The organism is Paenibacillus sp. B1-35 (assembly GCF_050474385.1).
GTDB lineage: Bacteria > Bacillota > Bacilli > Paenibacillales > Paenibacillaceae > Paenibacillus_B > Paenibacillus_B alvei.
Map to the genome: position 1 here is coordinate 325,520 of NZ_JBCHVJ010000005.1, position 14,144 is coordinate 339,663.

Genomic DNA, 14,144 nt, shown 5'->3' on the forward strand with positions numbered 1-14,144 from the left:
TCGTTATGATATGTCAATTTCAACCTACATACATGTAACCATTATAGTTACAGCTAGTTTGCGAATCAAGCTTAAATCATGTAAAACCCCCTCAATATTTCCTGCGGCATACAGAACAACAGCCCCCATTTCATTACGAAATGAGGGCTGCCACCGGCTTAACAGCCGAAGAGACGGGAAACCTATTTATACATAACGATATCGATTAATTGCGAATGAGATAATCGAATGCACCTAATGCTGCCGTAGCACCAGATCCCATTGAGATGATGATCTGCTTATATGGGCTATTCGTGCAATCGCCGGCTGCAAATACACCTGGTATATTAGTAGCGCCATGGCTATCTACAACGATTTCACCCATGCGAGTGCGTTCAACCGTGTCAGCCAACCAGTCTGTGTTCGGCACAAGACCGATTTGTACGAATACACCTTGCAACTCGACATGCTTCGTTTCTCCTGTTGCGCGATCGATATAGGAGATGCCGTCAACCTTATCCGTGCCGGTAATTTCGGACGTTTGTACGTTCTTCAATACCGTTACATTCGGAAGGCTGTATAGACGGTCTTGCAATACAGCGTCGGCTTTCAGTTCTGGAGCAAACTCAAGTACCGTTACATGTCTCACAATTCCTGCAAGATCAATTGCGGCCTCAATGCCAGAGTTACCGCCGCCAACGACTGCAACATCTTTGCCTGTGAATAAAGGTCCGTCACAATGCGGGCAGTAAGCCACCCCTTTGTTCTTGAACTCTGCTTCACCAGGGACGCCGATGTTCCGCCAACGAGCACCTGTTGATACGATTACGGTCTTACTTTTCAGTACAGCGCCGTTTTCGAGTTCAACTTCGATAAGATCCTTCTTCTCTAAGCGCTTCGCACGCTGGAGCTTCATTACATCGATATTGTATTCTTTGACTTGATTTTCAATATTCGCTACGAGCTGAGGACCTTCTGTGTATTTTACACTGATGAAGTTCTCAATGCCGAGTGTATCATTGACCTGACCGCCAAAGCGCTCCGCAACAATACCCGTGCGAATTCCTTTGCGTGCAGCATAAATCGCCGCACTTGCACCTGAAGGTCCGCCACCGACAACAAGAACATCGAATGGCTCTTTATTGTCGAACTCGGATGCATCCAGAGCAGTACCGAGCTTAGCCAAAATTTCTTCTACGGTCATGCGTCCGCCACCAAAGAATTCGCCGTTCAGGTAGACGCTAGGTACAGACATAACGTCCTTGCTCTCTACCTCTTCCTTGAATACAGCACCGTCAATCATCGTGTGCGTAATGCCAGGGTTGAGGATGCTCATCAAGTTCAGCGCCTGCACAACATCCGGACAATTATGGCAGCTCAGACTGATATAAGTTTCAAACTTATATTCGCCGCGGATACTTTTAATTTGATCAATAACATTCTGCTCTACCTTGGGAGCTCTTCCGCTCACTTGCAGCAAAGCCAATACCAAAGAGGTAAACTCGTGTCCTAGCGGAGTACCGGCAAAAGTAACGCCTGTCTCTTCGCCTACACGGTTCACACTAAAGCTAGGAGTACGGGACAACTGTGTCTTCTCCACAGTAATCCGAGACGACATGTTAGCGAGTTCCTCTACCAAGGACAGCATCTCTGAGGACGCATCATCAGAGCCTGCACTGACCTTGAGAACAATATCTCCCTCAAGAAGCTGGAGATATTGTTCGAGTTGTGCTTTGATATCTTGATCTAATGCCATTGTCAGGACTCCTTAGATTTTACCTACAAGGTCAAGGCTAGGCTTCAATGTTTGTCCGCCTTCTTGCCATTTCGCTGGGCACACTTCACCTGGATTGTTGCGAACGTATTGAGCCGCTTTGATTTTGTTAATAAGAGCACTTGCATCACGGCCGATGCCGCCAGCGTTAATTTCAGCCGCTTGGATAACGCCATCTGGGTCGATGATGAACGTACCGCGGTCTGCCAGACCTGCTTCTTCGATCAATACGTCGAAGTTGCGGGACACAATATGGGATGGGTCGCCGATCATAATATATTCAACCTTGCCGATAGCTTGGGAGCTTTCATGCCAAGCTTTGTGCGTGAAGTGAGTGTCTGTAGATACGGAGTACACTTCAACGCCCAATTTCTTCAACTCTTCATATTGGTTTTGCAAGTCTTCGAGCTCAGTTGGGCACACGAATGTGAAGTCTGCTGGGTAGAAGCAAACTACGCTCCATTTGCCTTTGAAGTTCTCTTCTGTAACTTCGAGGAATTTGCCTTTTTGGAATGCATTTGCTTTGAATGGAAGTACTTCTTTACCGATAAGTGACATAGATCCTATCTCCTCTGCTTCAATTTATAGTTTATTTAGAGCGTGTTGAGAACAACAAGCTCGGTTACACACTTTATAATAATTATTATTAACTAAACGATCCAATCTGTCAACCCATTTTATAATAATTATAAAATAAAAATGATATTCTTTCTCATTTAGGACATACTTCATACATACCTTCTTCATTATGCTGCTATTGAAGGCAAAGTATTCGAATTTAAGGACAAGCTACAGTGGGCCACTCTTCTTTATTACCCCTTTTCAGCAGTTAGCAATCTCTTTTCATTAAAAGAAATTCGCTCAATTTGTCTATCTTCCTTCCTCTTCATCAAGAACATTTCCAATCGTTCACAGTAGAAACGAATTTCCCTATAAAAATAGCACCAGGACGCTTCCCCCTGATGCTATCTTGGTTGTCATGTGCCTCTTTATAGTTAAGAAGCACCAGCTCTATTTCTACTGCAGCGGCCCTTTACCTGGACGATCCAGATGATACAGGTTGCGATACCGCGGGTAATGTTCCATGAGTTCGGCATGAGTACCGCGCATTTCAATCTGGCCATTTTCGATAAAGACAATCTCATCCATGTGCTCGACACCAACCAAATGGTGTGTAATCCAGATCAGCGACTTGCCTTCCATTGTCTCGAACATCGTCGCAAGCAAATCGCGCTCTGTCTTCGGATCAAGTCCGACAGTCGGCTCATCGAGAATGACGACTGGCGTACGCTGCAGCAGCACGCGTGCCAACGCAATGCGCTGCCGCTCTCCACCGGAGAAACGCTGCCCCGTCTCCATCATCGCTGTATCATACCCTTTCGGTAGGGAAGCAATCAGTCCATCCAGCTTAACCCGCTCTGCAACCTGACGAATTTCTTCATCAGATGCATTGCGACGACCTAAACGTATATTGTTGGCTACTGTCGTATCGAACAGATGCGGACGCTGATTGAGCACTGACAGAATTTCAGGAATATGCGCTCCGAATTCATCAGCACGAATGCCGTTAATCGTTACGTCTCCTGACTCCGGCATAATTGCCCCTTGAATCAGGGTCGACAGCGTAGATTTTCCGGCGCCGCTTCGGCCAATCAACGCCACCTTCTTGCCTTGTGGAATATCGAGTGTAATCCCATCTATCGTTAAGGATGCAGAGCCTTCATGCCGGAAGCGCACCTCATCCAAGCGGATATGCGCTTGTTCACGCGACTTTTGCAGCTGCTCAGACGAAATATTCGATTCAGAGCCTGCGGATGACTCGACCTCCGCCTCCCCCATGCCTGATAATCGGTCAAGGGAATCCTCATATTGGGGCAGCTTCTCTACCGCTTCCGATACCGGCAGGAAGGCATCCATGAGCGGGAAGACGACAAGCCCGAATGCTGCGATCATGACAGCAGCCATATTCCCATCTGCTGCTTGCCCCCCTGCCCAGTACACCATCGTAATGACCGTCAAGCCGACGACCGATTGGGCGATCAATGTCCGCCACCGTGCCCATACACGCAGATCAGAATCAATGCGAGCAACACGCGCCTCATCTGCTTCATAGGAAGCGACAAATTGGGACGCACGTCCGCTAATCACCCAATCACTCATGCCCAGGACAGCATCTGTCAGCTTCCGGTATAGCCCGCTGCGCTCCTGCTTCATCAGGCGATGCTTCCGCCGGGTGAACCAGAGCGATATCCATGGCAGAATGAAGACGAGAATGGCAATGTACAGCGCCATCAGCAATGCGAACGGAAGATCGAACCATCCTAGCGCCGCAATGCAGGCCGCATACATCACAATCGCGATAATACTCGGAAATATGGTGCGTACATATACATTTTGCAAATGTTCGATATCATCCGCCAATACGCCCAGCACATCGCCTGTACGGAATCGGGAGCGGATGAACAAAGCTTGCGGCTCCAAAATCCGGTACAAGCGCACTCGCATCTTCGATAAAATACGAAGCACGGCATCATGGCCTACAAGCCGCTCTACATAATGCACAGCGGCTCTGCCAATTCCGAAGGTGCGCACAAGTACAATCGGCACATATACCATTAATATATTTTCAGGCCGTGCTGCTGATTTCGAAATCAGGAATCCAGAAGTAAACATAAGCGCGCTCGCGCACAGCACTGTCAGCATGCCAAGGAATATAATGAGCGCGAAGCGACCACTGTAGCGCCGCAAATAAGGACGCAGCCATTGATTCTGTTCACGTGTCACGCTATCCCCTCCTGCTGCGAAATCAACATGCTGTAATACACGCCTTGGCGTTCAAGCAGTTGCTCGTGTGTGCCCGTTTCGGCCACCCTTCCTTGATCCATAACAATAATCCAATCCATATCTTCCATCCAATGCAATCGATGTGTCGCCAGGAAGACTAACTTGCCCTGAAATAGTGACAGCATCGTCTGCTTCAGTTCATATTCGGTTTCGATATCCAAATGCGCTGTCGGCTCATCCAGCATCATAACAGGTCTGTCGCTTAGGAATGCACGAGCAAGCGCCACACGCTGCTCCTGCCCCCCACTGAGCGAGCGGCCGCCATTACCAATAAGCTCGTTACGTCCGTCCGGCAATTCCGCTACAAGCGAAGATAAGCCTGCTTCTGCAATAGCGCGATCCACTTCTTCATCAGAGGCATCAGGGACGTAGAATCGGATGTTGTCCGCAAGCGACAAATTGAAAATATACGGATGCTGCGGAATATAGGTCGTCAATTGACGCCAAGCTTCCCCATCAAGTGATGGAACGTCAACGCCATTCAATGAAAACTTCCCTGATGTCGGCCGAAGGAATCCGCCAAGCACATCAATGAGTGTGGACTTGCCTGCCCCACTCTCCCCGACAATGCCAACCTTCAAAAGACCCTTCACCTCACACGAGACGTCCTCCAATGAAGAAGGCCCCTCTACCTCGTGCTTAACACCTATGCCTGACAAGGAGATGGCGCTCTCCTGCGTCCAAACCATGCAAGATGGAAGCTGTGTGTTATTACCCCTTGCTTCCTCTTCATGCTTAATGATCGAATCAATCGCTTTGCCCGCCTCTTTCCCGTTCAATGTCGCATGATAATCCGCACCAACCATGCGGACAGGCAGGAAGTACTCTGGAGCTAGAATCAATACGGTAAGCCCAGTAACCAACGTCATTTCTCCATTAATAAGACGAAGCCCCAGTCCAACTGCAACAGAGGCAACGGACAGCATCGTAAAGAAATCAAGCGCAAAGGAAGAGAGAAAGGCAACACGCAGCGTACGCATTGTGGCAGAGCGGTACTTGTCACTCACTTGCCCGATCGTATCACTGTGTTTGCGGCTTTGCCCCAAAAAGCGGAGTGTCTCCAATCCTCGCAACGCATCGACAAAGTGATTCGATAAAATGCGGTACGATTCCCATTGCCGATCCATCTGTTTGCGTGCAGCAAGACCAACCAGTATCAGAAATACAATCAAAATCGGCAGCGTCACAATCAAGATAATGCCGGACGCTGTATCTAGCGTGAGTACATAAAGCAGAATAAGGATCGGTGTAATGCCTGTACCGATCATCCGAGGAAGAATCAGTTCCACATAGGTGCGGAATTGAGAGACCCCTTCAAGCACGAGCGTAACGAGATTACCCGTTCCCTCCGACTTGGCGAAACGAGGTCCATATTGAAACAGCTTATCCATCAACTGACGCCGCAAGTTTACCCCTGTCTTCTCGGCGAAGTTATAGGCTACCTTCTGCATGAGTAAGGTCGTCACTTGACGGACGGTAAACGCAAGCAGGAACAGACCCATATTTCCGGCTTGTTCCTGCAGCGACGCGCCGGCAAACAGGGCGGAGATAACCTCCGCCAGCTTGATTGCCAGACCTATGATGGATAATGTTTGCACGAGAGTAAGGGCGGCAATGATGAACATCGCCGGCCTTGCCCCCTTATACTTGAGCAAATTTTTATCCATTAGTATTCTAAATGCTCCTTCTCGTGAACCCGTTTATGAAAGACAAAGTAACTCCAAATTTGATAACCAAGAACGAACGGCAGCAAGGTTAATGCTACAATCGTCATGACCTTAAGCGAGTATGGCCCTGAAGCCGCGTTATGAATCGTCAGATCAAATGCTTTGTCTAACGAGCTGATCATAACACGTGGGAACAATCCGATAAACACAGATGCAATCGCTAAAATGATAACGCCGCCTGTCATACCGAATGCCCAGCCATCCCGCTTCTTCGCCATGAAGAAACCGGCTAGCAAATAAACAATAACCCCAACAACAGCCACAGCCGCCAAAATACCGCCGCGAACCTCAAATACATCTGTCTTGAAGTACGTCATCGCACCGAACGCGACAAGCAATACCGCCAGAGGAACAAGCAGCATCTTCGCTTGCTTGCGGGCACGCTCCTGCAGGGAGCCAATTGTACGCAGTGTAGTGAACATCAAGCCATGCACAAGGCACAGAACCGTAACCGTTACCCCGCCAAGCAAGGTGTACACATTCACCATATCGAACAGTCCAGCCTTCATTTCCATCTGTCCGTCAATCGGCAAGCCTTGGATTAGACCCGCAAATACAACACCGAACAGGAATGGAGGAAGCAGGCTGCCTAGGAAAATCGCCCAATCCCATGTATTCTTCCAACGTTCCGTTTCTTTCTTGCCGCGGAATTCGAATGCGACACCGCGCCCGATCAAAGCAAGCAGTACAACGACAAGCGGTGTATAATACCCGCTGAATAGCGTAGCATACCAGTTCGGGAAGGCAGCGAACATCGCACCGCCCGCTGTAAGCAGCCATACTTCATTCGCATCCCAGAATGGACCGATCGAATTAATTAAGACGCGACGCTCTCCATCCGTACGAGCCAAGAACTTCGTTGACATGCCGACACCGAAGTCAAAGCCCTCCAGGAAGAAGAATCCGACAAACAACACTCCAACTAGTAGAAACCATAATTCATTAAGCGATAGCATGTTGTCCCTCCTGATCAAACGGATCATTCGAATGCTCGTCCTTCATGACTTCATTCGGACCCTTTTTGATTACACGAACGAACAAATAGACAAGCACGATAGCAAGCACAGTGTAAATTGTCGAGAACGCGATGAGCGAGAATAGCACCTGACCGCCCGACACACTCGGCGATATACTGTCTTCTGTACGCATGAGACCGAATACTGTCCATGGCTGTCGACCAATTTCTGTCATAATCCAGCCTGCTGTATTCGCAATGAACGGCAACGAAATTGCATAGAGCATGAAGCGCATAAACCACTTATTTGGATTGTCCAGCTTCTTGCGCGCTGCCAAGTACCATCCATACATGCCAAGCAGAATCATCAATGTTCCGGCAAGAACCATGATGCGGAAACTCCAGAATGTTGTCTTCACTGGTGGAATGTAATTGCCTGGGCCATACGACTGTTCATATTCCGCTTGCAATTCCTTCATCCCGCGGACTTCACCGGAGAATTTACTATAAGATAGAAAGCTAAGCAAGTATGGAACTTTGAATTCCATGCTGTTCTCTTGCTTATCTGTATTGATTGCTGCAAATACCGTCCATGGAGCAGGGTCGTCACTTGTTTCCCACAAGCCTTCGCTCGCCGCCATCTTCATTGGTTGGGTATGCATCAAATATTGTGCCTGCTGGTGACCGAAGACCGCAACCAAAATGGATGAGATCGTAGCCACGATAACACCAATCTTGAACGATTTTTTGAAGAAAGGAACGTCCTGCTTCTTCAGCAGTTTATAAGCACTCACCCCTGTAATCAGGAATGCGCCTGTCGCGAATGCACCGAATACGGTATGTGGGAATTCCACAAGCAACTGCCCGTTCGTCAGAAGCGCGAAGAAATCGTTCATTTCTGCACGGCCGTTGTTAATCGCGTAACCGACCGGACGCTGCATGAAAGAGTTCGCCGCCAAAATCCACAAGGCAGACAGCGTTGTACCGATGGCAACTAACCAGATGCACAAGCAGTGCACCTTTTTCGATAAACGATCCCACCCAAATATCCATAAGCCGATGAACGTTGACTCCATAAAGAATGCCAGTAATGCTTCAATTGCAAGCGGAGCACCGAACACGTCCCCGACGAAGCGAGAATAGTTCGACCAGTTCATCCCGAACTGGAATTCCTGAATAATACCTGTTACGACACCAACTCCAAAGTTAATGAGGAACAGCTTCCCCCAGAACTTCGTCATCTTCTTGTATTCTTCATTTCCCTTTACAACATACATCGTCTCCATCATTGCGATCAGCAATGCGAGACCAATCGATACTGGTACGAAGAAGAAGTGAAAAATTGTCGTCGATGCAAACTGAATGCGCGATAATAAGATCGTATCCCACATATCGTTGTCCTTCCACCTTTCTATTTATACTCTCATTTCTATGTTGAATAGGCTGTAATGCCTCGTCGAACACGGGATCAATGATGTTCATTACATGTTCCAGTTGTATTCTGTCAGATGCGGGATCGCTGAAATGTGATATTAATCACAATTTTAAAGCAATAACTTGATCAAAATAAGAACATTGTGTCAAATTTCACAATTCTGTCGAAAAAAAGTGAAAAAAAGAAGAAAAAAGGCATTGAGCCTTCTTTCCTCTTTACAAGCAGCTTATAATGTGCTGCACCTTTTTTCCATTTCGATTCTGAAATTTGTCACGGTTTATCACGTGTCACAACGCTGCCACATCATGGTTTTGAGTGATTCTGGGCTTATTTGTATAGGTCGATCGTATCGATCTTGCAAATAGTCAAATAGGCTATTCCTACACCAATTACCGCAAATGCGAATGGTACCGCGAGAATGGACCACAGCGTCATCCCGCCATTATTCGAGCATAATATTGCTGCAATGAGGATAGAACTCGTAATGGTCGCCACCGATGAATATTTGCGCATACCGAACCATAACGGAATGAGACTTAAGCAGCTTGCTGCTAAGGCACTAATGACACTGCTTGCCACATGATGCGTCAGAACGCCTATCGTCGCAGTACCTGCCACTGTATGTGCGTAGGAGTTGTACAAGAGGAATCCGCACATTAGGACAATATTCGACAGTATCATAGATATGAACGTGTATAGCACAACAATAATCAGCTTGGCTGTTATCATTCTTTTCCGCGGAATCGGGTACATGAACATGACCGTGATAGACTTGCTTTTAAATTCATCAATAACCATTCGGCTCAGCAGTGCGGAAGCTGTAATAATGAAGGCTATCTTTACAAACGTATCGATGAGATTGAATACGTCTGACACACCCTTGAACGCTTTATCACCAGCATCCGCCCCATAGATTCCTAGCATAATAAAGAGAAAAATACCAATCGTGATATAAATGGCCGTACGAATATAGGTGCCGAAGCGAAACTTCTGGAGTTCCAATCGAATGAGCTTATTCATGAAGCGCCCCCCCATTCAGTAACTTCATAAAATAATCCTCCAAGGAATGGTGCTTCTTATGCACGGACTCTACAGAGACGTCATTCATGACAAATGCCTTGGTGATATCCTGTTGAGAGACACCCCGTTGATAAATTCGAATCAATCGATTGTCGATGATACGGAAATTTGAAACATGCATGGTCTCTTCCAGCACGTAAGCTGCCTTATTCGCATGATCTGTCACAACTTCAATGAATTCGGATTGCTGGGCACGAACCCGCTCCATCGATACCTCCTCCAGCAGGACGCCATGGTTGATAACCCCAATCGTGTCGGCTATCAGCTCCATTTCCCCTAAAATATGACTGGATATCAAGATTGTGATGCCGAACTCATGCGACAGCTTCTTGAATAGGTCGCGAATTTCCTTAATGCCAATCGGATCCAACCCGTTGATAGGCTCGTCGAGAAGCAGCAGCTCCGGCTTTACCGTTATAGCCCGAGCAATGCCCAGACGCTGCTTCATTCCTAAAGAAAAATCTTTCACGGACTTGCGTTCAATACCGCGCAGCCCTACGAGATCCAGCGCTTCGCCAATCGCCTTCTTGTTATGATAGCCCATATATTCACAATGAAGCTCCAGATTCTCTTGAGCAGTAAGCCTTTCATAGAAAATGGGCTGCTCAATAATGGTTCCCATGCGTGCCAGCAGGGAATAAGACGAAGGGGTCAGCTTCTCACCAAACATCTCAATCTCACCGCTCGTCGGCTGAATGAGGTTCGTCATCATTTTCATAATCGTTGTCTTCCCTGCGCCATTGGGACCAAGGAATCCGTATATCTCGCCCTTCTTTATATTCATGCTGACATTTGACACGACATCCCTGCCTTGATAAGTCTTCGTTACTCGATGCGTCCGTACAATGCAACTCATTGTCTTGCCCCTCTCATCTCTTCTGATGTTCTCATTGTACAGATGAGCTATTTCTTATTTCTTATATAACCCTTACAAATTCCTTACGTTCATCCGGTTTGACCTTTACCTCAAGACATACGCATGAGCTTAATTGTAAAGATTGTTTTTTCATAGGGCTTGCTCCAGAGCGATATTGATCCGCCCATCGATTCGGCAAGCCGCTTCGTAATGGTTAAACCAAGGCCGCTGCCTTCATAATTTTTATTTCGGGAATCTTCCAAGGTGTACATTCGTTCAAATACGCGGTCTTGATGCTGTTCCGGTATCCCCTTGCCGCGATCCCATACATCGACGAATACATGGGTATCATCACTGCGCAAGGACAATCCCAGCATAAGCCCCTCCCCGCCATAATGAATAGCATTGGAAATGAGATTGTTCAGCATGCGATCAAGCGCATCCTCATTGCCCCTTGCATAGAGAGAGCCTTCCGGAATCTGAATATCAACATCGAACCCCTTCATCGTTAGCCGCTCATAAAATTGAAGAATGTTCTTGCGGCATATTTCACTCATATCCACACGAGTCAGCTCCACATGTTTATCTCCAGATTCCAGCTTCGCCAAATCAAAAAAGGTATGTATCAAGTCCAGTACTTCCAATGCTTTGCCGTGTACCCGTGCTAGCAGGCGTTTCCGCTCTTCTTCACTCATACGCTCACTATTCATGCGAAGCGTCTCCAAATAACCAAGCACTACGGTAAGCGGCGTCTTGAGGTCGTGAGAGATGTTCGAGATCATCTTCCTCATCGCCATCTCAGTCCTCGCATAATCCGCCAACGCCTTCTCATGATCATTAAGCAAGCGATTGATTTGCTCGATCACTGCAATCAACGGTTTGTCGTCCGTGAATAGCAACAGCTTCTCAGCAGATTGCGCTTGATGAATTTGCTCTAACTTCTTCCGAATTTCCACTAATTGCTTATTTCGTCTTGATCGATTCGCATACTGCGTGTAGACTACGATCAATAGGAGCGCCATACATATAGATAAGAGAATAGTCATCATCATCGCTTAACCTTCCCACTTGTAGCCGATCCCCCACAAAGTCTTAATATGGGTTGGATTCGACGGATCGTCCTCTATCTTCTCTCGCAGTCGGCGAATGTGGACGTTAATAACATTTTCATCTCCATAGTACTCATCATTCCATACAAAACTATAGATTTGTGCTTTTGTGAACACACGATTTGGATTGGTCACGAATAATTTTAAAATATCGAACTCTTTGGAAGTCAATTTCATAGCTTCATCATGCTTCTGTACTAAATAGTTATCGAGATCAATGAATAAATGACCCATCTTAATGATATTCTGCTCAGCAGGGGGCTTCGACATCTCGATCTGAACATACTTGGTCGCCCGCCGGATTGCCGCCTTGATTCTTGCCGAAATCTCTATCATAGAGAACGGCTTCGCAATATAATCATCCGCCCCGAAGCCAAGACCAAGCGCCTTATCCACATCGCTGTCCTTTGCAGACATGATAAGAATGGGGATCGCGCTACGTTCCCGTACAAGCTTAATCAGCTCAAATCCATCCAGCTTCGGCATCATTAAGTCTACAATCATCATGTCAAATGTATCGGAAGCGAAAATGGCCATGCCCTCTTCGCCATTGCTGGCAGTCGTTACATAGAATCCTTCTCTCGTCAAATAATCCGACACCATCTCTACGATGGAGGCATCGTCTTCTACGATTAACAGCTTGTGCTGCATGCTAGACTCACACCCTTCTCAGACCTTCTCGTTCATTATAGAACAATTTTACCAATCTGGTTCAACAACTGAAGAGAATACCTTTTTGTAATAGTCATATTCACGCCGATAGGACTATTAGCTGATATAGTTGGAAGAAAGTCCAGTCGGAATACCCGACTCAGGTCTAGTATATAACCGAACTGAGGGCCATTTTATAGAAAATGGAGATCGGATACGATATTAGTACCAGATCACAAGGAAACGATTGGCATAGTTAATCAATCGAATATATATAGACGAGAATTCAAACACGAAGAAGGAGTGTTATCAAACATGTTCGAACGGATGGAAGCACCGTCCACACCGCACAGGGCGAAGGTGCTGGTTCTATCAGGATCGATTGGCCACGGCCATATGCAAACTGCACAGGCAATTAAAGAAACCGCTGAACGCTGGTATGGTACAGAAGCAGACGTTCACGTAGTTGATTATATGGAGCAAGTATCTCCTCATCTGCACAGTGTAGGCACGTATTGCTTCGTACAATGGGTGAAGCTGTTCCCTAGCATGTACGGGTACTTATTCAACATGACACGCAAAGATCGGAAGCTTGCACAACTGTTGAAGGGTGTTCGCTTTACAAGCTTGCGGCCGCTGATGAAGCTGATCGAGCAGATGAAGCCTACCGTTATTGTCAGTACGTTCCCTGCTGCCAGTGCAGCCGTCTCGAAGCTGAAGGAACGCGGCATTATCGGTTGCCCGGCCGTAACGGTCATTACAGACCATACGGATCACAGCTTCTGGCTTCATCCCTATACAGATAAGTATTTGGTTGGCTCTCATGATGCCAAGACGAGATTAATTGAGCAGGGAGTGCCGCAATCCCGCATTGAAATGACAGGCATTCCAGTACGTCCTGATTTTTACGAATCCTATTCGAAAACAGAACTGCGTAAGAAATACGAGCTTAATCCATCTAAAATGACCGTTCTTCTTATGGGCGGCGGCTGCGGATTGTTGGATCCATCCATGCTGGAGCTCATTGAACATGCTTCCTGGGCACAAGAGATGCAGTTCATCGTCATCTGCGGCCGTAATGATAAGCTTCGAACTCAGTTAGAGCGCTGGGCTGAAGCCAGTCCGCTCCACGTTCGCGTTGAGGGATATGTGAAGCCGGTACATGAGTATATGGCGATGTCTGATCTGATGATTACGAAGTCCGGTGGCGTTACAACGACTGAGGCTGTCGTTCAGCAACTTCCGCTGCTTGTGTATAAGCCGCTTCCTGGCCAAGAGCAGGATAATATCCGCTACTTGCTCCGCAGCGGAGTAGCGTGCCGTGCTGAGGATGCAGAGGAGTTGGTTGCACAACTCTCCATCTTCTCCCGCCATCCCGAGACATTAGAGTGGATGCGCGAGCGCGCAAGAAGCGAGCATCAGCATTCCCCATTCCATGCATTCGATGCTATCGTAAACGCACAGAAGTATTCAATGTCACGGCGCCACAAGATGGAGCATTGGTTGAACGAAACGATTGTATAACTTATTCATTGCTTTACAAATGATCTTCACCTACCACATAGGGAGCTATTCGCTTTATACATCGTATGAAGCAGAATAGCTCTTTTTGTATAGGAATTGGTTCGGGCAATTTTGCTTTATTTTGCATGATCACATATCATAAATACATAATCATCAGTTTCTATTTTGGTAAAACCTTGTCAGGTATAATATAGCTTCCATTTTTTTGCA

At 47.0% G+C, this 14,144-nt stretch carries 11 protein-coding genes; 1 reads left to right on the forward strand and 10 read right to left on the reverse strand.

The window, feature by feature from the left end:
• Positions 1-205 precede the first annotated feature (205 nt).
• The 10 genes from ahpF to ACQ5BJ_RS18150 all read right to left on the reverse strand — a co-directional run bounded on the left by ahpF (position 206) and on the right by ACQ5BJ_RS18150 (position 12,410).
• Positions 206-1,735, reverse strand: a complete 1,530-nt coding sequence (gene ahpF, locus ACQ5BJ_RS18105; protein WP_430111807.1) for an alkyl hydroperoxide reductase subunit F — start codon at positions 1,733-1,735, stop codon at positions 206-208.
• 12 nt (positions 1,736-1,747) lie between these two features.
• Positions 1,748-2,311 carry an alkyl hydroperoxide reductase subunit C gene (ahpC, locus tag ACQ5BJ_RS18110; protein WP_005545086.1) on the reverse strand — a complete coding sequence of 188 codons (564 nt, stop codon included), beginning with the start codon at positions 2,309-2,311 and terminating at the stop codon, positions 1,748-1,750.
• Between the two features lie 459 nt (positions 2,312-2,770).
• Positions 2,771-4,537, reverse strand: coding sequence for a thiol reductant ABC exporter subunit CydC (gene cydC, locus ACQ5BJ_RS18115; RefSeq protein ID WP_268620335.1), 1,767 nt, complete (start codon positions 4,535-4,537; stop codon positions 2,771-2,773).
• The gene (gene cydD / locus ACQ5BJ_RS18120) at positions 4,534-6,264 is read right to left on the reverse strand and encodes a thiol reductant ABC exporter subunit CydD (RefSeq protein ID WP_268599034.1); all 1,731 of its coding nucleotides are present in this window, start codon (positions 6,262-6,264) and stop codon (positions 4,534-4,536) included. Before cydD ends, cydC begins: the two co-directional genes overlap by 4 nt.
• A complete protein-coding gene (gene cydB / locus ACQ5BJ_RS18125; RefSeq protein WP_005545093.1) occupies positions 6,264-7,280 on the reverse strand; it encodes a cytochrome d ubiquinol oxidase subunit II in 1,017 nt (338 codons plus the stop codon). Before cydB ends, cydD begins: the two co-directional genes overlap by 1 nt.
• Complete coding sequence (locus ACQ5BJ_RS18130; protein WP_005545095.1) at positions 7,267-8,670, reverse strand: cytochrome ubiquinol oxidase subunit I; 1,404 nt, start codon at positions 8,668-8,670, stop codon at positions 7,267-7,269. The genes cydB and ACQ5BJ_RS18130 overlap by 14 nt, the downstream gene beginning before the upstream one ends.
• A gap of 371 nt (positions 8,671-9,041) precedes the next feature.
• Positions 9,042-9,734 carry an ABC transporter permease gene (locus ACQ5BJ_RS18135; RefSeq protein ID WP_005545097.1) on the reverse strand — a complete coding sequence of 231 codons (693 nt, stop codon included), beginning with the start codon at positions 9,732-9,734 and terminating at the stop codon, positions 9,042-9,044.
• The gene (locus ACQ5BJ_RS18140) at positions 9,727-10,650 is read right to left on the reverse strand and encodes an ABC transporter ATP-binding protein (protein ID WP_430111811.1); all 924 of its coding nucleotides are present in this window, start codon (positions 10,648-10,650) and stop codon (positions 9,727-9,729) included. Before ACQ5BJ_RS18140 ends, ACQ5BJ_RS18135 begins: the two co-directional genes overlap by 8 nt.
• 110 nt (positions 10,651-10,760) lie before the next feature.
• A complete protein-coding gene (locus tag ACQ5BJ_RS18145; protein WP_268620349.1) occupies positions 10,761-11,696 on the reverse strand; it encodes a sensor histidine kinase in 936 nt (311 codons plus the stop codon).
• A 9-nt stretch (positions 11,697-11,705) separates the two neighbouring features.
• Positions 11,706-12,410, reverse strand: a complete 705-nt coding sequence (locus tag ACQ5BJ_RS18150) for a response regulator transcription factor (RefSeq protein ID WP_005545102.1) — start codon at positions 12,408-12,410, stop codon at positions 11,706-11,708.
• Between the two features lie 315 nt (positions 12,411-12,725).
• Between ACQ5BJ_RS18150 and ACQ5BJ_RS18155 the strand changes: the two genes are divergently transcribed.
• Positions 12,726-13,934 (forward strand): MGDG synthase family glycosyltransferase, encoded by a 1,209-nt coding sequence (locus ACQ5BJ_RS18155; protein ID WP_005545104.1) that lies wholly within the window; start codon positions 12,726-12,728, stop codon positions 13,932-13,934.
• Positions 13,935-14,144 lie beyond the last annotated feature (210 nt).

Bases quoted from the DNA above. Each gene is read 5' to 3' on its own strand.
- ahpC (WP_005545086.1), bottom strand. From the start codon at position 2,311: ATGTCACTTATCGGTAAAGAAGTACTTCCATTCAAAGCAAATGCATTC.
- cydB (WP_005545093.1), bottom strand. From the start codon at position 7,280: ATGCTATCGCTTAATGAATTATGGTTTCTACTAGTTGGAGTGTTGTTT.
- ACQ5BJ_RS18140 (WP_430111811.1), bottom strand. From the start codon at position 10,650: ATGAGTTGCATTGTACGGACGCATCGAGTAACGAAGACTTATCAAGGC.
- ACQ5BJ_RS18155 (WP_005545104.1), top strand. From the start codon at position 12,726: ATGTTCGAACGGATGGAAGCACCGTCCACACCGCACAGGGCGAAGGTG.
- ACQ5BJ_RS18150 (WP_005545102.1), bottom strand. From the start codon at position 12,410: ATGCAGCACAAGCTGTTAATCGTAGAAGACGATGCCTCCATCGTAGAG.
- cydD (WP_268599034.1), bottom strand. From the start codon at position 6,264: ATGGATAAAAATTTGCTCAAGTATAAGGGGGCAAGGCCGGCGATGTTC.
- ahpF (WP_430111807.1), bottom strand. From the start codon at position 1,735: ATGGCATTAGATCAAGATATCAAAGCACAACTCGAACAATATCTCCAG.
- ACQ5BJ_RS18135 (WP_005545097.1), bottom strand. From the start codon at position 9,734: ATGAATAAGCTCATTCGATTGGAACTCCAGAAGTTTCGCTTCGGCACC.
- ACQ5BJ_RS18130 (WP_005545095.1), bottom strand. From the start codon at position 8,670: ATGTGGGATACGATCTTATTATCGCGCATTCAGTTTGCATCGACGACA.
- ACQ5BJ_RS18145 (WP_268620349.1), bottom strand. From the start codon at position 11,696: ATGACTATTCTCTTATCTATATGTATGGCGCTCCTATTGATCGTAGTC.